This is a genomic window from Mesorhizobium sp. B2-8-3, from assembly GCF_006440815.1.
Classification (GTDB): Bacteria; Pseudomonadota; Alphaproteobacteria; order Rhizobiales; family Rhizobiaceae; genus Mesorhizobium.
This window is the reverse complement of sequence record NZ_VFTW01000017.1, coordinates 57212-73544: the sequence shown is the minus strand read 5'-3', so window position 1 is coordinate 73544 and position 16333 is coordinate 57212. Positions and strand designations below refer to the sequence as shown.

Genomic DNA, 16333 nt, shown 5'->3' with positions numbered 1-16333 from the left:
GACGAATCCTGAAAAACCATCATTTCTTGTAGCTATTTTCTTGGGAGTTTTTTTGGGAGCCGTAATAAAAGCGGTTGTGCGGGTGTGCTCGCGCCGACTGTTGGCAGACGAACATTGGCGCCGGCGGATAGGCTGGCGAAGGTCGGCTGGATCCGAAGCTTGACAACTACTGATTGCAGAAGATGCTGGCATTCGGCGTCCATTTGCCGAAGCCGGTGGCGACCATATTGGCGATGACGCGGCAGACATAGACCTTCTGTGCCGGGTCGTTGTCGGGACCGGCATGGTAGCGGGCGACGGCCATCGACCAGGTCATATGCCGGGCATGCAGGCTCGCCAGGAAGCGCGCCGCGTAGTCGACATTCTGATGCGGATCGAGCATGTCCTCGACGCTGCGGAAACGATCGCCGTGATAGCGATGGTTGATCTGCATGCAGCCGAGATCGATCAGCGTCTTGCCCTCGCGACGCGCGTCCTCGAATGCGGCGAGCGCTTCGCCGCGGCTGCGAGGGAAAACAGCTTTTCCTTCTATATTCAAAGCATTAGGCTGAAGGCTGCCCTTCTTTCCGGTCTCGGTCAGGCCGACGGCGTAGAGGATCCCGGCAGGCACGCCGTAGCGATCGGCGGCGCGCAGGATCTCCGGCTCGCAGGAATTGGCGGCGGCGCTGGCCGTGCCGGCAGCAAAACTAGATATACATATCGTCGTCAGCGCGCTCGCGAAGAGGCGAAGCGGCACGACCGAATTCCTGTGCGCCATTGCCATCGTTCCTTCCCGGTTGCCGGCCGCCGCCCTCGTTGTTGCCGCCCGAGTTCCCGGGCTGGAACGAAGGCTGGTCGCGGCCCGTCGACATCGGCATGGCGCTGGTTGCGTCGGCGCGGCTGGCCGCATGCGCTGCTATCGAGGGTTGCAGGACGGTAATCTTGTCGACGTCGAAACCGAGGCTGCGCATGGACTTGACGATGGCGTCGCTGTCGGCGGTGAGGCGGCGGTATGCCTCGTGTGTCTCGGGCTTCATCTCAATCGAAAGTTGCTCTCCCGAGAGCCGCAGGCTGGCGATAACCGACCCGAGTTCCGAGGGGTGGAGCTCGATCTTCAGCACATGTGTCGGAACGGCAACAGAATTGGTCGTCTGCGAGCCTGCCGAGGCGCTTGCGAAGGCCTGCTGGACGCCGTTGTCGGAGGCAAGCGCCTCAACCAGCGCCGATGCCGTCTGGCCGATCGGGTTTTGTGCCGGCGCCGGGAAGCTCTGCTGGCTGACGACGTCCATGCGTGTGGCGGAAGAAGACGGCTTGGCCGGTGTCTGCTGCGTGGTCGATTGCGATAGCTGCGAGGCCTTGGAGGCGGAAGCCGGCCGCCAACCTTGCGGTACCGGGTTGTCGGCCTGCGGTTCATTCCCTTGCTTCGGCAAGATCTTGGTATCGCTGCGGCCCGATATGTCGAGAGCCATGTCCGCCTTCACCGGCTTCTGCCCGAAGTCAGGCCCGGGCTCTTCAGCCGCCGTCGAACGAGCGGATCGCGACCGCGGCTCGGCGGAACTGTCGACCGCCGTGCGCTTGCCTGGGCGCAGCCGCAATTCCAACGATGCTCCGTCGCTCGCGGCCTCTTCACCGTCGGCGGAACCCTTGCCGCCCGTGCCCGACGATTGCGCGAAATGTTTCATGTCGCTCAGCGCCATCAGCAATGGCAGGCGATCCTGCAGCGGCGCGGACTCGTCGGTTTGCGCCGTGGAATCCTTGTCCGCCGTCGGCTTTGCCTGATCGGCCTGGGCGGTGGTCTTCCCGGACTTTCCCGTGGTTGCTTTCTGCGAGCCGGTCTTCCCCTCCTGCGGGCCCTCGTCCGGCTCCTGTTTGCCGGCATTGGCCGCCGAGCGCCTTGCCGGATGCGCGTCCGGCATCACCGGTCCGGTCGCGTGCTTGTCCTGTGGCCGGTCGGTCTTCTCGGGCCCATGCACCAGGTCACCGAAATTCTGATCCTTGTCCTCGCCGCCGGTCGAGTGCTGCCGGGGCTGGGTCGAAGCAAAGCCCGGCAGGGTCTGGTTGACGCTGGTCATCTGGGGGCTGCTCCGAGTAACTGGTCGATCTGGTCTAGCTGACGCCGCGTGCTGGTCACCGCCGCATCGATTGGGTCTTGCGCATCGGGCGTCGGCGCCGATGCCTGTACCACCGGCGCGGCGTCGATCGGTGCCGGAGTGGATGCCGGCGTTCCAGCCGATGCTTGCGCCGGTAGCGGGACAGCGGGCGGCGAAGGCGTGTCTTTCGCCTGATCGCTTGCCGCGACCGGCGGATCGCTCGCCGCGACCGCTGGCTTGTCGGGCATCGCTCCTTCCACCGGCGGCAAGTCCGCATTGGCCGGATCGGCCGAGGCCTCCGTCGCCGATTTCGCCTCGTCACTTTTCGCAACGGTTGCCGGCTTAGGTCCAGCATTTGCGGCCGCTTTCACCGGCGCCATCACTTCGCCCGCGACAGCTTGCGCGGCGTCGAGCAGGTCGCGGTCGCCTTGCGAAAGCTTGCCGCGATCGATCTTGCCCAACTTGGCGCGTACTTCATCGACATTGGCCGATGTCATGGTGGAGAGGCTCGAATAGAGCTGGGTGCGCGGATCATCCCGGTTGCCGTCGCCGTTGCGGCCCAGTTCGGCCTTGGCCGAGGCGAAAGCCGAGAGCTCCGTCATCCCGTCGATCGCGGCACGGCGCGCGATGCGCAGGTAGATCACTTTCTCGCGCTCGGGATCCATCATCGAGGTGATGTCGGCGATCTTGTCCTGGCTGATCGCCATGTGCAGCGTGATGACGCCGGAAACAAAGGCATCGGCGAACTGGCTGGCGTAGGGCGAATAAAGAAAGGACGCGACATACTGGGTCGAAGCCAGCGCGAAACGGGCGGCGTCGCCCTGCGCGGCCGCGATGCCCACCGAGCGGCGAAGCGCAGCCTCCTCGACCAGTGTGCCGGGGCTGAGCAGGCGTGCTTCGTCGAGCAGCGCAAGCGCTGCCGACGGGTCGTCGGCTGCAAGCAGCGAGCCCTTGACCAGCGCCAGGAAGGCGCCGAGATCGGCGGGCACGCTCATCGGATCGATCGGCTTCAGCATTTCGATCGCCTGGGCCGGCTGCCCGCTCAGATAGGCGACGACGCCTTTGGCGATGGCCAGGCTTTGCGGGTCGGTTACCGCGCGCGAGGCCGCCGCCGCGACCGTCACCGGATTGCCGCCGCTCATGCCATAGACGAGCAAGGCGCGGAAGTTCTTCGGCTCCTTGAAATCCTCGGCGTTCGCGTCGCGCATCCGGGCGTCGATCATTTCGAGGAGTTTTGCCTGCATCGGCAGCGCGGCGTGATCGCCGCCGGCAATGCGATCCTGGACCAGCTGCAGCGAACGCACCAGTTGATAGGGCTGCAGCGCATCCTGCGCGAAAGCCGCCGGTGACGACCCCGCGCCTAACAGCAGCAGCGCTATCGCGCCGCCGATGACGGTCCTGGCCCTCATCCGCCGGCCGCCATCAGGATTTCGATGCGCCGGTTCGCGGCAGCCATCGGATCGGAGGCGATCTTGGGCTGCCGGTCGGCGAAGCCCGCGACCTCGGTGATGCGGCTTTCGTCGACGCCGCCGCGCACCAGCATATAGTAGGCCGAATGGGCGCGCGCGGTGGACAGCCGCCAGTTGTCGTAAGCGTCGCTGCGGAACGGCCGCGCATCGGTGTGGCCGCTGATGGTGATGGTGCCCGTCTTCTCGTTGATGATGCGGCCGATCTTTTCCATCGCCAGCACCAGATCGCGGCGCGGCATGGCCGAGCCGATCTCGAACATACCGAAATCGAGCTGGTCGGTGATCGAAATGACGACACCCTTGTCGGTGGCTTCGACCGAGACGCCGTCGGCGAGCTTTTCGCCCGGCAGGAATGCCTTGGCGAGTTCCTTCTTGATATCCGCCGCTTGCTGAAGGGCGGCTTTGCTCGGCGCCTTGTCACCTTTGTCGGCGGCCTGCTCGGATTCGGTCTTTTCCGCCTTGGCCGCTTCAGCCTTCGTATCGGTGTCCGCAATCTCGCGCTTGTCGGCGTCGGCTTTCTCGCTCTTCTTCCCTTCGCTCGACAGCTTTCCGGCCTTGCTTTGCGCGGCTTTTTGCTCGCCCTTGGCGTCGGTGCCTTCCGGAGCCGCCAGCGGTTCCAGCGGCGCGGCCGTCAGCGGAGGGGCGGCCGGAACGGCCTTCACCTTCGGCACCGCGACGGTGGCGACCTTGTCGCCAGGCTTGACGACCGGATCGCCATCGATCTTGGCGCGCTCGGCTGTTGCCTCCGCGTCAGGCGCCGCCACCTGCTGCGACCAGAAATCCGGCGCGAACGGATCGCGATAGGATTCGCCGCCGGAGGCCCCGGTTGCCGGACCGGCCGTCTGGGCGCCGCCTTCACCCTTGGCGCTGACGTTCTGCATCACGCCCGTATCGGCGGCGATCTCCGCCAGCACCGCATAGGGATCGGCGAACAGCTTCTCATCGGAGAGCTGGGCATCCTGCGCCCCGTCCTTGGTCTGCCGGCGCTCGGAGGAACCGGCGCCGCCCTTGCCGTTATCGCCCGCCTTGGTCGCGCCCTGCTGCGGGTTGTCCGCGGTCAGCCCGACCTTGCTCGGGCCATCGCCGAGGTCCTCCAGGCCCTTGCGACTGGAATTGCGGTCGATCAGCTCGACCGGATTGAAATAGCTGGCGACGGCTGCCTTGGTCTGCTCGTTGGCGGCGTTGATCAGCCACATGACGAGGAAGAAGCACATCATCGCCGTCATGAAGTCGGCGAAGGCGATCTTCCACACGCCACCATGGGGAGCGTCGTCATGACCGTCGTGATTGCGCTTGACGATGATGATCTCGTGCCGGGGGTCGGCATGGTCGACGGCGCTCATGACAGGACCTCCGACAAGGACGCCGACCACTCGGCGATACGCGTTTCGAACACCGTTTCGTCGATGGTGACGGTCAGGTCGAAGCCGGACGCCTCGGTGAAGTCGAGATTGGCGGCGCGGGATCCAAGCGTCGCCTTCAGCGGCTCGAACAGCGAGAGCGGCCCCCGGACGCCGATACGCACGGCCTCGCCGTCGGCGACCGCGGCGCCGATCACGCGCGAAAGGGCCAGGAGCGAACGCTGCTGCAGGTCGTCGCTGAGAAGGCCGCCGAGGATACGCGCGACGGTCGCGCCGGCAAGCTCGGCAACGCGCTGCTCCATGGCCTCGATGCGCGTGGCGACGACAGCGCCGAGATCGCCGCCGAAGCTCTCAAGGAAAGCTTTCGCCGCATCGTCGCTGGCCTGACGCTCGGCGTCGAGCGCGGCCCGATGGGCAAGCGCAAGGCGTGCCTCGAGCGACGCCTCCGCATCGGCAACCGCCTCGGCGATCAGCGCGCCGATATCGGCCTGCGGCGGCGGTGCGGCGGCAGGCATATGCTCGGCGGCGCGCGCGGACGGCGGCTGGCTGGCACGCGGGGTCCGCGAACCAAAATCGGGCAGGAGATCGAAGAGCGCCGAGGCCATGGCCTAACCCACGGCTTCCGGGGCGGCAGCCCATTTGCGCAGGATCTGCGCGGTCCGCTCCTCGTTGAGGTCGACCATGCGAGCCAGCCGCTCCTGCGGCGCCGGCCGGATTTTCTGACGCAGGTCGTCGAGCGGGGTTGCGCCGGCGCGCGCGCCGGGCAGGGCGCCGGCAGGGGTCTCGGCGGTGACTGCGGCGACGGGCGCGTCCGGCGTCGGCAAGGAACGCTGTACGTCGTCGAAGCTCGGGCCGGCAATGGCCGCAGGCTTCGCCGACGCCGTCAGCGCGGCGGCCATCGGCTTCAGGCCGAAGAAGGCCACCAGGAAAACGACAACGATGAAGGCGCCGGCATTGATCAGCGTGCCGGTATAGGTGCCGATCGAGGCGAGGATGCCGGGCTGATCGATCGGCTCGCCGTCGAGGCCGTTGATGAACTCGACTGCTGAGACGTCGATGACATCGCCGCGCTTGTCGTCGAAGCCGGTCGCCGAGGCCACCATCTTCTGGATATCGGCGACGCGCTTGGCGATCTGGTCGGGCGTGGCGTCCTTGCCGAGGATGGTCTTCAGGCGATCCTGGTTGACGACGACCGCGATCGACATCTTGTTGACCGTGTAGCCGTTGGAGACGGTGGCGATCTTCTTGGAGTTGATCTCGTAGTTGGTGATCTCTTCCTTACGGTCGTTCTGCGAGGTGGATTGCGGTCCTTCGGTGCTGGTGGTTTGCGTCTCGGGCAGGTTCTGCTCGACGCTGGTCGGGGTCGAAGCCTGTTTCTGGTTGCTGGCCTCGTTGGTCTTCACCGACTGCACCGAACGCTCGACGCGCGAGTTCGGATCGAAGATCGTCTCCTCGGTCTGGCGCGTGTCGGTGTTGACGTCGGCCTTGACGCTGGCGCGGAAATTATCTGGGCCGAGATAAGGAGTGAGCGCGCGGCGGATGTTGTCGCCGATCTGCGCCTCGACCGTCTGCTCGACGCCGAGCGTACGCGCGGCGCTCGTGTTGGACGGGTCGTCGCCGGCGGCCAGAAGGTTGCCGTTGGAATCGAGCACGGTGACCTTGTCGGCCGAGAGGCCGGGAACAGCCGCGGCGACGAGGTGGCGGATCGACATGGCGCTCTTCTCGGCATCGTTGCCGGCATAGCGGATGACCACCGAGGCGGAGGGCTGCTGCTCGTCGCGGCGGAAATTGGCGCGCTCGGACATGACGATGTGGACGCGCGCCGCCTTGACGCCGGAAATCGACTGGATGGTGCGCGCGATCTCGCCTTCCAGCGCGCGCACGCGGGTGATCTGCTGCATGAAGGAGGTGAGGCCGAGCGAGCCGACATTGTCGAACAGCTCGTAGCCGGCATTGGCGCTGGTCGGCAGGCCTTTCTCGGCAAGCAGCATGCGCGCCTGCGCAGTGGTGCCGGCCGGCACCAGAACGGAGGTGCCGTCGGAGCCGACATCGAAGCCGATGCCGGCATCGGCCAGCACCAGGCCGATCTGGTTGACGTCGGAACGCTCGAGGCCGACATAGAGCGTCTCATAGGCCGGTCGGTTGAGATAGACGGAAGCGATGCCGATGACGGCCATGACCAGGGCCGCGATGCCGCCCATAAGCGCCAGACGCCGCACGCCGAAGCTCTTCAAATTCGCGATGACGCTCTGGATCTGTTCCGGCACGATTCAACCGCTCCCAGCATGACTGTCCGCCGGAAGACTAGACCGCGAAGCTTGTGCGAGGATGATAGGCGTGCCGCCGAAGAGCCCGCAAAGCGTCGAACCGGCGTCTTATCGAGCAACGAAAAAGGCCGCGCCTCGGGCGCGGCCTTTTTCTGGTGGGAATAATCCCGCGGCTTAGCCGTTCTTGAACAACTGCAGGATCGACTGCGAGGAACTGTTGGCGATCGACAGGGATTGGATGCCGAGCTGCTGCTGAACCTGCAGCGCCTGGAGGCGGGTCGATTCCTTGTTCATGTCGGCATCGACGAGCTGGCCGACGCCGCGGTCGATGGAGTCCATCAGGCTCTGGGTGAAGGTCTTCTGCAGGTCGATCGAGCTCTTGGCGGCGCCGAGCACGGTAGCGGCGTCAGTAAGCTGACTCATGACGTTGTCGATCTTGGTGACCATCTGCGTGATGATGTCGTCGGTCACGCCCGTTGCCGTGATGTCGAGATTGAAGGCGGAGACGTTGTCGATCTTGACGGGCGTGCCCGTCACAGCGGCCTGACCGGCGGTGTTGGCGGCGATGTCGGTGGCGCCGCCGGCGATCGAGGCCGCATAGGCGGCGTCATATGCCGACTGGTCCGCGGCGGTGGAATAGATCGAAGTCTTGCGATCAAGAATGCCCTGGTTCTTGACCGCCGTCGCGAGGCCGGAATCGAACAGCTTGGTGCTCTCGACATCGATGTCGATCGTTCCGAGCGAGATGGCGCCGGACGACGAGCGGTTGAACGAGGAGACGATCTTGGCGTCGGCCTGGACGCCGTCATTGGCGGCCGCGACCTGCGTAGACGTCACCGAAAGATAATTCGAGCCCGAGAAGGTGGCGGCGTCCGCGAAGGATTTCATCTGCGCCTGCAGCGTGGTGATTTCGGTCTGCGTCTTGGCCTTGTTGGCACCCGACTGGCCCACAGCCGACAAAAGCTTGGTCTTGATCTGGCCGATCGTCGAAAGGACGTTGTTCATGCCGGTATAGGCGGTGTCGACCTTCGAGGCGCCGAGGCCGAGCGCGTCTTGCACGGTCGACAGCGCCGAGTTGTCGGAACGCATGGTGGTGGCGATCGACCAGTAGGCGGCGTTGTCGGAGGCCTCGGAGACCCGGTAGCCGGTCGAGATCCGGGCCTGCGTCTGCTCGAGCGATTTGTTGGTGGCGTTGAGGCTTTGAAGTGCAGTCAACGCCGCAGCGTTCGTCATGATGCTCGCCAAGAAACTCGCTCCTTCTCAAAGGCCGGCATGCCACACAGGCCGGGTCCGGCCTGCCCATCGGTCGCGAACGTGCCGGTCGGGCCGATTCGACGACTAAGTGATTGGTTAACCATACCTAGCCCGATATGGTTAATGGCCTGTTAAAAACAGGCTTGCGAGAGGTTAGGAAACGAGGATTGCGCGAGCCTTGAGCAAGAGCAATTCGAAGAAGAGTTCGCGACGGGTCTTTCCGCCCGAAGTTGCTTCAAAGCAAGGAGAGGGAGCCTTTGCCGTTTGTTCGAGACAGGAATGCTCCAACGCAAATCGGGCCGCGCTTTTGGCGCGGCCCGATTGTCCGATATAACCGTTTTAGGAGTGATCAGCCGCGGAAGAGCGACAGGATCGACTGCGACGAGCCGTTGGCGATCGACAGCGCCTGGACACCGAGCTGCTGCTGAACCTGCAGCGCCTGGAGGCGAGTCGATTCCTTGTTCATGTCGGCATCGACGAGCTGGCCGACGCCGCGATCGATGGAGTCCATCAGGCTCGAGGTGAAGGTCTTCTGCAGGTCGATCGAGCTCTTGGCGGCGCCGAGCTTGGTGGCGGCGTTCGTCATGTCCTTCAGCGCGGCGTCGACGACGTTCATCATCGCCTGGATCTGAGTGTCGCTTGCAGCGGTGGTGCCGGAGAAGATCTTCAGGCCGGCGACCGAATAAGTGTCGGTGGCAGCGGCAGCAGCGCCCAGGGTCGGGGCCGAGGCCGCGGCGACAGCGGCGCCGGTGGTGCCGAGACGCTCTGTGTCGAGGATGCCCTTCGCGGTCGGGGCAGCGCCTGCGTCATAGAGCTTGATGCTTTCCACGTTGACGTCGATCGTCGAGATCGAAACCGAGCCGGTGGCGCCGCGGTTGAAGGCCGATACGATCTTGACGTCCGCCGCCGTGCCCGAAGCCGTCGATACCGACAGCATGTTGGTGCCGGAGAAGGTGGCGCCATCGGCATAGGCCTTCAACTGCTTCTGAAGAGCGGCGATTTCGACCTGGGTCTTTTCCTTGGAAGCATCGGTCTGGCCGTACGAAGCGGTGAGCTTCTGCTGGATCTGGTTGATGGTCGAGATCGCGCTGTCCATGCCGGTGTAGGCGGTGTCGACCTTCGAGGCGCCGAGGCCGAGAGCGTCCGAAACGGTGGACATGGCCTGGTTGTCGGAGCGCATCGTGGTGGCGATCGACCAGTAAGCGGCGTTGTCGGAAGCCTGGGAAACGCGATAGCCCGTCGAGATGCGGGCCTGGGTGGTGTCGAGGTTCTTCTGGGTGGCGTTCAAGCTCTGCAGAGCGGTCAACGCCGAGGCGTTGGTCATGATACTGGCCATGGTACACGTACCTTGTTTTTACACGGATTTTTTTGACATACCGGCATGTCCGGTATGACGGTGCGGCATCATGCCAATGATCTGTGAACCCGATCACCCGCCATCTGCAGGCGACTATGGCGGCAAGTTGCTACCAAAGACCTAAATCGGACGGTTAATCGAAAATAATGTTGGAAGGCATGCGCGCACTTTCCTCAAGCCGTCGAGACTTGACCCGGCACGCTTGCGTGGTCCGGCGGGAACGATCAGGTGAAGGATCGCACCAGGCTGCCGACCAGAAGGTTCCAGCCGTCGATCAGCACGAAGAACAGGATCTTGAACGGCAGCGATACCACCGTCGGCGGCAGCATCATCATGCCCATGGCCATGGTGACCGTGGCGACGATGAGGTCGATGACGAGGAAGGGCAGGACGATGAGGAAGCCGATCTCGAAGCCGCGCCGGATCTCCGAGATCATGAAGGCCGGCACCAGGATGCGCAGGTCGACGCTCTCGCGCGAGACGGTTTGGCCGCGTTCGCGGGCGAGGTCGGCGAAGAGATCGAAGTCCTTCTCGCGCACATTGTGCAGCATGAAGTCGCGGAACGGGCCGGAAATCTTCTCGAACGCCTCGGCCTGCGTGATCTGGTTGTCCATCAGCGGCTTGACGCCGGTGTTCCAGGCCTGGTCGAAGGTCGGCGCCATGACATAGAAGGTCATGAACAGCGAGAGCGAGATCAGGATCAGGTTGGCCGGCGTCGATTGCAGGCCGATGCCGGCGCGCAGGATCGAGAAGGCGATGACGAAGCGGGTGAAGCTCGTCACCATAATCAGGAGGCCCGGCGCCACCGAAAGCACCGTGAGCAGGCCGAACATCTGGATCAGATAGCCGACCGTCGTACCGTCGGCCTTGCCGATGCCGCCAAGATCGAACTGCTGGGCCGCGGCGACGGAAGTGGTGACGACGATGAGCGCCGTGGCTATGAGGAACTTTCTCATTCGAGCAGCATCGTCCTGACGAGAACCTGTTTGACGTGGCCGCCGCTGCGCAGCGCCGCGCGCTCTTCGAGATCGGCCTTGAGATGCTGGTAGCCGCTGGCGCCTTCGATCTGGTGCAGCTTGAGCGTGCGCACATAGGCGAGCAGGTCCTGGTGGATCTGCTCGGCCATTTCCGGCGGCTGGGGAGCATCGTAGAGCAGCGACGCCTCCAGCCGGATCCAGACGTCCGACGGCGAGGCGAGATTGGTGGTGATCGGCGCCAGCTGAACCAGCGCCGGCCCGGCGGCCGCCTTGCCGCCTTCGGCGGGTTTTTCCGCGGTGCCGGCGTTTTCCGGTGCCGCGGGCACCGGTGCCGGCGTTTCGCCTTGCTTGAGATAGCCGCCGGAAAGCCAGCCCATGCCGACCGCCGCGCCCGTTATGACCAACAGCATGGCGAGCTGGATCGCCAGGGAAGGTCCCTTCTTGGGCGGGACCTGCTCGACATTGGCCACGGCAGCGCTCTCCGGTCCTAGAAGGGAAGAACCTGGTCGAGGACCTGCTGGCCATAGGCCGGCTGCTGGACCTCGCTCACACGGCCTCGGCCGCCATAGGAAATGCGCGCCTCGGCGATGCGCTCGTAGGGGATGGTGTTCTCCGCGCCGATGTCGGACGGACGAACCATGCCGGCGATGGTCAGCACCCGAAGCTCGTAGTTGACGCGGACCTCCTGCGAGCCCCTGATCATCAGATTGCCGTTGGGCAGCACCTCGGTAACGACGGCGGCGACGTTGAGGGCGATGTCCTCCGAGCGCTTGATCTCGCCGTCGGCATTGGTCTCGGTGCTGGAGCTCAGGCCGGCGTCGCCCTTGCCGCTGGTGCTTGCCTTTTCCCAGCCGAGGTTGACGTCGTAGCCGAGCTTGCGCGCGGCGGTGCGGCTGCGGTCGTTCTGGTTCTTGAAATTGGCCTTGTCGTTGAGCTTGATGTTGACGGTAAGGATGTCGCCGGCGCGCAGCGCGCGCGGATCGGTGAAGAGCCGGCTCTGGCGATCGTCCCACAGCGAGAATTTCTTCGGCCGCGAGGCAGGCGGCTCGGGGTAGCTGTAGGGGCCGGAACCGCCCTCACCGATGCCGGAACCGACCGGCGACAGAGCGGGCTCCCGGCCGATCTCCTTGAAATTGGTGCCGCAGCCGGACAATGCCGCAACCGCAACGAGGACAAAGAATTTCAACTTCATGACGGATCAACCCTTCGCGCCGCGCTGGCCATGATGCCGGTGAGCGTCGCTGCCGCCTTCTGGTCCATTTCGTTCAAGATGACGCCGGCCTTGCGCGAATCGAGCTTCATCAGGATGGCCGCCGCGAGCTCGGCATTGACCATCGCCAGCCGTTCGGCGGCGGCGTCGGGCTTCATGCCGGCATAGATCTTGACGACGCCGTCCTCGGCGCGCGCCAGGAACACTTCGCGGCGCTTCAACCATTCCTCGTATTCGGCCCGCTTTGCCTCGAGCGCTTTCATGCGTTCGTCGATGCCGGCCTGCAGCTGCTTCAATTCCTCGGCCTGAAGCGCGTAGCGGCGGTCGCGCGCGGCGTCGGCGATGTTGGAGCAGAAGCGCTGGACCTCGCTTTCGTCAGGCGCCTTGCCGGCCGCGAGCGCAGCCGGCTGAAGCGGCGCGCTTTCGTGTGTGAGCTGGGCCGGCTGAACCGGCGCCTGACCGCCCGGCAACACCTGTCGTACCTCGTCTGCATGGGAGGCCGTCCCGCCAAGCAGAGCGACCACTGCTCCGATGGCGCAGAAGCTCAGGTGACGGCGGGGTGTTGGGGAGGAAAGCGCGGTCATCGGCGTGCCTATTGGAGAACCAGGTCGGCCTGCAAGGCGCCGGCCGATTTGATGCCTTGCAGGATGGCGATGATGCCGTCGGGCTTCACGCCGAGGCGATTGAGGCCGGATACAAGCGTTTCGAGATCGGGACCGTCGAGCACGGCAACGCGCGCGTCGGGCCGGCTTGCCTCGATGGCGGTGAAAGGCTCGACCGCGGTCTCGCCCCTGGAGAAGGGTTCCGGCTGGACCACCTTCGGCGCTTCGGTGATGCGCACCGTAAGCGTGCCATGGCTGATCGCCACGCGCGAGATCCTGACATTGCTGCCGATGACGATGGTGCCGGTGCGTTCGTCGATGACGACGCGGGCAGGGGCGTCGGATTCGACGACCAGATTTTCGATCTCGGCATAAAAACGCGCGGCGGAGACGTTCTTCGGCCGCCTGATCTGCACCGTGCGGGCGTCGCGTTCCGCGGCGACCCGCATGCCGAAGCGCTGCGAGGTGTAATCGTTGATGGCGTCGGCGATGCGGATGGCGGTGGAGAAATCGGGATTGCGCAATTGCAGCGTCAATACGCCCTGGTCGTCGAATTCGGCCGGCACCGAGCGCTCGACGATGGCGCCGTTCGGCACGCGGCCGGCGGTCGGTACGCCTTGCGTCAACTGCTCGGCCTGGCCCTGGGCGGTGAAGCCGCCGACGATCACCGAGCCCTGCCCGACGGCATAGATTTCACCATCGGCTGCCTTCAGCGGCGTCATCACCAGCGTGCCGCCGGCGAGCGAGGTGGCGTCGCCCATCGAGGAGACATCGATGTCGATGCGGCTGCCCGACTGGACGAAGGGCGGCATGTTGGCGGTGACGATGACGGCGGCCACGTTCTTGGCGCGCGCGCTGCCGCCTTCGGTGGCGATGCCGAGATTCTCCAGCATGGCGCGGATCGACTGTTCGGTGAAGGGCGAGTTGCGCAGGCTGTCGCCGGTTCCGGCGAGGCCGATGACCAGGCCGTAGCCGACGAGCTGGTTGTCGCGCGCGCTCTGCAGCTGGGCGATGTCCTTGATGCGCGCGGCGACCTGGCCGGGCGGCAGCGTGCTCGGCCCGGTCGAGACCCGGAACATGCGCGTGGTGGTGGCCGGATCGTATTCCGGATCGTCGTAGACGCCGCCGTTCTTCTGCGCGAGCTCGCGCTTGGCCTTGGGCGTCAGCCCATCCGCCAATGCCGGCTGCAGGCCGATGGCAGCGCTCAGCAAAAGGAGAAGGACGCGCATCACGAAGCGCCGACCTTGACGGTGCCGTCGGCCATCACCGTGCCCGAGATGATCTTGCCGCTGTCGATGTTGCGGATCTTGATCTGGTCGCCGGCAGCACCTGGCTGCAGCGTGACGCCGGCGGCCGAAATGGTGAGCGCGCCGGCGGTGAAATAGACCTGTACGGAAGCGCCCTGCTCGACCAGCCAGGCGTCGCGGATGGCGCTGACCGGGATATACCGGCCGGGCAGAAGCGTGCGCTTGGCGACCTTGCCCTGGAGTTCCTCGGAGCGCGTCGCCATGCCGTCCGGCTTGTGCTTGCCGGGGATGAGCGTCACCTGCTTGAGCGAGGCGGGCTCAATGGTCTCGCCGGGATAGATGACCCGGTTGGGGATCAGCACGGCCTCGCCGACCGCCTGGCCGGCGGCGATCTGGTTTGCCGACTGGCCGGTCGCGTCCTGCGCGAAAGCCGGCATGCCGGCGGCCACCAGGGCGGTGGCCAGCGCGACGCGACGGAGTGCGGAGGAGATCGGCCCGGCCATTATCCGTTACCTGATGTTCTTGGAGACCACCGAGGCCATGTCGTCGGCGGCCTGAATGACCTTGGAATTCATTTCGTAGGCGCGCTGGGCAGAGATCAGCTCGGTGATCTCCTTGACTGGATCGACGTTGGAAGACTCGAGATAACCCTGCTGGATCGTGGCGAAGCCCGGATCGCCGGGAACGCCGACATTGGCCGGGCCGGAGGCAGCCGTTTCCTGGAAAAGGTTGTCGCCGAGCGGCGCCAGGCCCGCCTCATTGGCGAAGTTGACGATCTGAAGCTGGCCGAGCAGCTGCAGGTCGGTCTGGCCGTCGATGCGGGCAAAGACCTGGCCGGTTTTGTTGACGATCACCTCGACGGCGTCCGTCGGCACGGTGATGGCGGGGATGACGTTGGCGCCGTCGGCAGTCACGAGCTGCCCGGTGGCATTGGTGTTGAAGGCGCCGGCGCGGGTATAGAGCGTGCCGCCGTCGGCACCCTCGATCTGGAACCAGCCCCTGCCGGTCAACGCCAGGTCGAAGCTGTTGCCGGTGCTGGCCAATTCACCTTGCGTATGGACGTTGCGCACCGCCGTGGTCTTGACGCCAAGACCGATCGAGACGCCTTCCGGCACCAGCGAGGTGTTGGAGCGGTTGGGCACGCCCTGCGTGCGGTCGACCTGGTAGAGCAGGTCGGAGAATTCGGCCCGCGCCCGCTTGTAGCCGGTGGTGTTGATGTTGGCGATGTTGTTGGCGATGACTTCCAGGTTGGTCTGCTGGGCGTTCATGCCTGTGGCGGCGATCGCAAGGGCTTTCATGACGCGCTCCTAGATACTCATGCGACTGATTTCGAGATAGGCCGAGACGACCTTGTCGCGGATCGCGATGGTGGTCTGCAGCGCCTGCTGGGCGCTCAGGACCGCATCGACGACCTGGCGCGTGTCGGCATCGCCCTTGAGCGCCTGTATCGACATCTGCTCTGCGCCCTGCAGCGTGTTGACGGTCTTCGTCGCCGCCTGGCCGAGGACTTCGGCGAAGGTGCTGCCGACGCTTTCGCCGGCCTGCGTTCCGACACCGCCCTGCAGCAGACCCGGGGAAGCCTGTTCCGCTCCATCGACCGCCGTTTTGAATTGTATTGCCCCGATACCGCCGATCATTACTGGTTCCTCATCAGGTCGATGGTCATGGAAATCAGATCGCGAGCCTGCTTGATCACCTGCAGGTTGGCTTCATAGGAGCGGTTCGCCTCGCTCATGTCGGCCATTTCGACCAACGTGTTGACGTTGGGCATCTTGACGTACCCCTTGTCGTCGGCGGCTTCGTTGCCGGGCTGGAATTCGATCGGGAAGTCCGAAGGATCGCGGGAGATCGCGCTGACTTCCACCAGCGAGCCGCCGGTTGCGCGGTCGACCTCGGACTGAAAGGTGATCGTCTTGCGACGATAGGGCTCGGCGCCCGGCGTGCTGCCGGTCGATTGGGCGTTGGCTAGGTTTTCCGAGACCACGCGCAGGCGCTCCGACTGGGCGCCAAGACCGGAAGCCGCGACTTTGAGGGCTGCAGTCAGCGCATCCATGATCAGCTCTTCACCACCATCGTCATCATCGAATGGAAGGCCTTGACGATCGCCGTGTTGAGCTCGAAGGAGCGGCGCACCTCGCCGGCCTTCATCAGTTCCTGCTCGAGGACCACGGTGTTCTTCGACGGCATGATCGCGCCGTCAGCGTCTTCCGGCTTGACGTTGAAGCCGGCATGGGCCGTTTCGGCGCCAAGGTGGCCAGCCTGCGTGGCGGCAAGCGTCACTGCGGTGCGGTCGAGGACCTTTTCGAAGGGCTCGACGTCATTGGCCGTGTAGCCCGGCGTGTTGGCATTGGCGATATTCGAGGCAATCGCCGACTGGCGCACGGCCAGCCATTGCGACTGCCGCGTGGCAAGATCGAAAAGATTTACGGGTTCCATGGGAATCTCCCGGGCAAGTACGCACAAGACTAGGCGGCCAGTCTTGCGCGGACCTTGCGCGGGACGAGCTGTAAGGCCCGGGTT

18 protein-coding genes are annotated in these 16333 nt (G+C 65.0%); all 18 read right to left on the bottom strand.

Annotated features, from left to right (window positions below; translation table 11 throughout):
* Positions 1-166 precede the first annotated feature (166 nt).
* Positions 167-757 carry a lytic transglycosylase domain-containing protein gene (locus FJ418_RS22320; RefSeq protein WP_140869297.1) on the bottom strand — a complete coding sequence of 197 codons (591 nt, stop codon included), beginning with the start codon at positions 755-757 and terminating at the stop codon, positions 167-169.
* Positions 687-2051, bottom strand: coding sequence for a flagellar hook-length control protein FliK (locus tag FJ418_RS22315; RefSeq protein WP_140869294.1), 1365 nt, complete (start codon positions 2049-2051; stop codon positions 687-689). Before FJ418_RS22315 ends, FJ418_RS22320 begins: the two co-directional genes overlap by 71 nt.
* Positions 2048-3478, bottom strand: a complete 1431-nt coding sequence (locus FJ418_RS22310; protein WP_140783826.1) for a chemotaxis protein MotC — start codon at positions 3476-3478, stop codon at positions 2048-2050. Before FJ418_RS22310 ends, FJ418_RS22315 begins: the two co-directional genes overlap by 4 nt.
* Entirely contained in the window at positions 3475-4881 is a 1407-nt protein-coding gene (locus FJ418_RS22305; protein ID WP_140869291.1) for a MotB family protein, read from the bottom strand. Before FJ418_RS22305 ends, FJ418_RS22310 begins: the two co-directional genes overlap by 4 nt.
* Positions 4878-5504 carry a hypothetical protein gene (locus tag FJ418_RS22300; RefSeq protein ID WP_140869288.1) on the bottom strand — a complete coding sequence of 209 codons (627 nt, stop codon included), beginning with the start codon at positions 5502-5504 and terminating at the stop codon, positions 4878-4880. The genes FJ418_RS22305 and FJ418_RS22300 overlap by 4 nt, the downstream gene beginning before the upstream one ends.
* Before the next feature lie 3 nt (positions 5505-5507).
* Positions 5508-7166, bottom strand: a complete 1659-nt coding sequence (gene fliF / locus FJ418_RS22295) for a flagellar basal-body MS-ring/collar protein FliF (RefSeq protein ID WP_140869284.1) — start codon at positions 7164-7166, stop codon at positions 5508-5510.
* 174 nt (positions 7167-7340) lie between these two features.
* The gene (locus FJ418_RS22290; RefSeq protein ID WP_140859589.1) at positions 7341-8411 is read right to left on the bottom strand and encodes a flagellin; all 1071 of its coding nucleotides are present in this window, start codon (positions 8409-8411) and stop codon (positions 7341-7343) included.
* A 358-nt stretch (positions 8412-8769) separates the two neighbouring features.
* Positions 8770-9756, bottom strand: coding sequence for a flagellin (locus tag FJ418_RS22285; protein WP_140642134.1), 987 nt, complete (start codon positions 9754-9756; stop codon positions 8770-8772).
* A 245-nt stretch (positions 9757-10001) separates the two neighbouring features.
* Positions 10002-10733 (bottom strand): flagellar type III secretion system pore protein FliP, encoded by a 732-nt coding sequence (fliP, locus tag FJ418_RS22280; protein ID WP_140869281.1) that lies wholly within the window; start codon positions 10731-10733, stop codon positions 10002-10004.
* Complete coding sequence (locus FJ418_RS22275) at positions 10730-11224, bottom strand: flagellar basal body-associated FliL family protein (protein WP_140869278.1); 495 nt, start codon at positions 11222-11224, stop codon at positions 10730-10732. Before FJ418_RS22275 ends, fliP begins: the two co-directional genes overlap by 4 nt.
* Positions 11225-11241: 17 nt before the next feature.
* The gene (flgH, locus tag FJ418_RS22270) at positions 11242-11946 is read right to left on the bottom strand and encodes a flagellar basal body L-ring protein FlgH (protein WP_140869275.1); all 705 of its coding nucleotides are present in this window, start codon (positions 11944-11946) and stop codon (positions 11242-11244) included.
* A complete protein-coding gene (locus tag FJ418_RS22265; RefSeq protein WP_246680891.1) occupies positions 11943-12548 on the bottom strand; it encodes a MotE family protein in 606 nt (201 codons plus the stop codon). Before FJ418_RS22265 ends, flgH begins: the two co-directional genes overlap by 4 nt.
* Positions 12549-12556: 8 nt before the next feature.
* Complete coding sequence (locus tag FJ418_RS22260) at positions 12557-13645, bottom strand: flagellar basal body P-ring protein FlgI (protein ID WP_226892228.1); 1089 nt, start codon at positions 13643-13645, stop codon at positions 12557-12559.
* Positions 13646-13794: 149 nt separating this feature from the next.
* Complete coding sequence (gene flgA / locus FJ418_RS22255; protein ID WP_140869272.1) at positions 13795-14316, bottom strand: flagellar basal body P-ring formation chaperone FlgA; 522 nt, start codon at positions 14314-14316, stop codon at positions 13795-13797.
* Positions 14317-14322: 6 nt separating this feature from the next.
* Positions 14323-15111: a flagellar basal-body rod protein FlgG gene (gene flgG / locus FJ418_RS22250; RefSeq protein ID WP_140642123.1), complete on the bottom strand. Its 789-nt coding sequence runs from the start codon at positions 15109-15111 to the stop codon at positions 14323-14325.
* 9 nt (positions 15112-15120) lie between these two features.
* Positions 15121-15450 carry a flagellar hook-basal body complex protein FliE gene (locus FJ418_RS22245; RefSeq protein WP_140642120.1) on the bottom strand — a complete coding sequence of 110 codons (330 nt, stop codon included), beginning with the start codon at positions 15448-15450 and terminating at the stop codon, positions 15121-15123.
* On the bottom strand, positions 15450-15866 hold the full coding sequence (gene flgC, locus FJ418_RS22240) for a flagellar basal body rod protein FlgC (protein WP_140642117.1): 417 nt from the start codon (positions 15864-15866) through the stop codon (positions 15450-15452). The genes FJ418_RS22245 and flgC overlap by 1 nt, the downstream gene beginning before the upstream one ends.
* Before the next feature lie 2 nt (positions 15867-15868).
* The gene (gene flgB, locus FJ418_RS22235; RefSeq protein WP_140827508.1) at positions 15869-16249 is read right to left on the bottom strand and encodes a flagellar basal body rod protein FlgB; all 381 of its coding nucleotides are present in this window, start codon (positions 16247-16249) and stop codon (positions 15869-15871) included.
* Positions 16250-16333 lie beyond the last annotated feature (84 nt).

Excerpts from the sequence above, each read along its gene's own strand:
- FJ418_RS22305 (WP_140869291.1), bottom strand. The coding sequence starts at position 4,881 with ATGAGCGCCGTCGACCATGCCGACCCCCGGCACGAGATCATCATCGTC.
- FJ418_RS22265 (WP_246680891.1), bottom strand. The coding sequence starts at position 12,548 with ATGACCGCGCTTTCCTCCCCAACACCCCGCCGTCACCTGAGCTTCTGC.
- flgH (WP_140869275.1), bottom strand. The coding sequence starts at position 11,946 with ATGAAGTTGAAATTCTTTGTCCTCGTTGCGGTTGCGGCATTGTCCGGC.
- flgC (WP_140642117.1), bottom strand. The coding sequence starts at position 15,866 with ATGGATGCGCTGACTGCAGCCCTCAAAGTCGCGGCTTCCGGTCTTGGC.
- flgG (WP_140642123.1), bottom strand. The coding sequence starts at position 15,111 with ATGAAAGCCCTTGCGATCGCCGCCACAGGCATGAACGCCCAGCAGACC.
- FJ418_RS22300 (WP_140869288.1), bottom strand. The coding sequence starts at position 5,504 with ATGGCCTCGGCGCTCTTCGATCTCCTGCCCGATTTTGGTTCGCGGACC.
- FJ418_RS22315 (WP_140869294.1), bottom strand. The coding sequence starts at position 2,051 with ATGACCAGCGTCAACCAGACCCTGCCGGGCTTTGCTTCGACCCAGCCC.
- fliP (WP_140869281.1), bottom strand. The coding sequence starts at position 10,733 with ATGAGAAAGTTCCTCATAGCCACGGCGCTCATCGTCGTCACCACTTCC.
- FJ418_RS22260 (WP_226892228.1), bottom strand. The coding sequence starts at position 13,645 with ATGTTCCGGGTCTCGACCGGGCCGAGCACGCTGCCGCCCGGCCAGGTC.
- flgB (WP_140827508.1), bottom strand. The coding sequence starts at position 16,249 with ATGGAACCCGTAAATCTTTTCGATCTTGCCACGCGGCAGTCGCAATGG.
- flgA (WP_140869272.1), bottom strand. The coding sequence starts at position 14,316 with ATGGCCGGGCCGATCTCCTCCGCACTCCGTCGCGTCGCGCTGGCCACC.
- FJ418_RS22320 (WP_140869297.1), bottom strand. The coding sequence starts at position 757 with ATGGCGCACAGGAATTCGGTCGTGCCGCTTCGCCTCTTCGCGAGCGCG.
- FJ418_RS22310 (WP_140783826.1), bottom strand. The coding sequence starts at position 3,478 with ATGAGGGCCAGGACCGTCATCGGCGGCGCGATAGCGCTGCTGCTGTTA.
- FJ418_RS22245 (WP_140642120.1), bottom strand. The coding sequence starts at position 15,450 with ATGATCGGCGGTATCGGGGCAATACAATTCAAAACGGCGGTCGATGGA.
- FJ418_RS22285 (WP_140642134.1), bottom strand. The coding sequence starts at position 9,756 with ATGGCCAGTATCATGACCAACGCCTCGGCGTTGACCGCTCTGCAGAGC.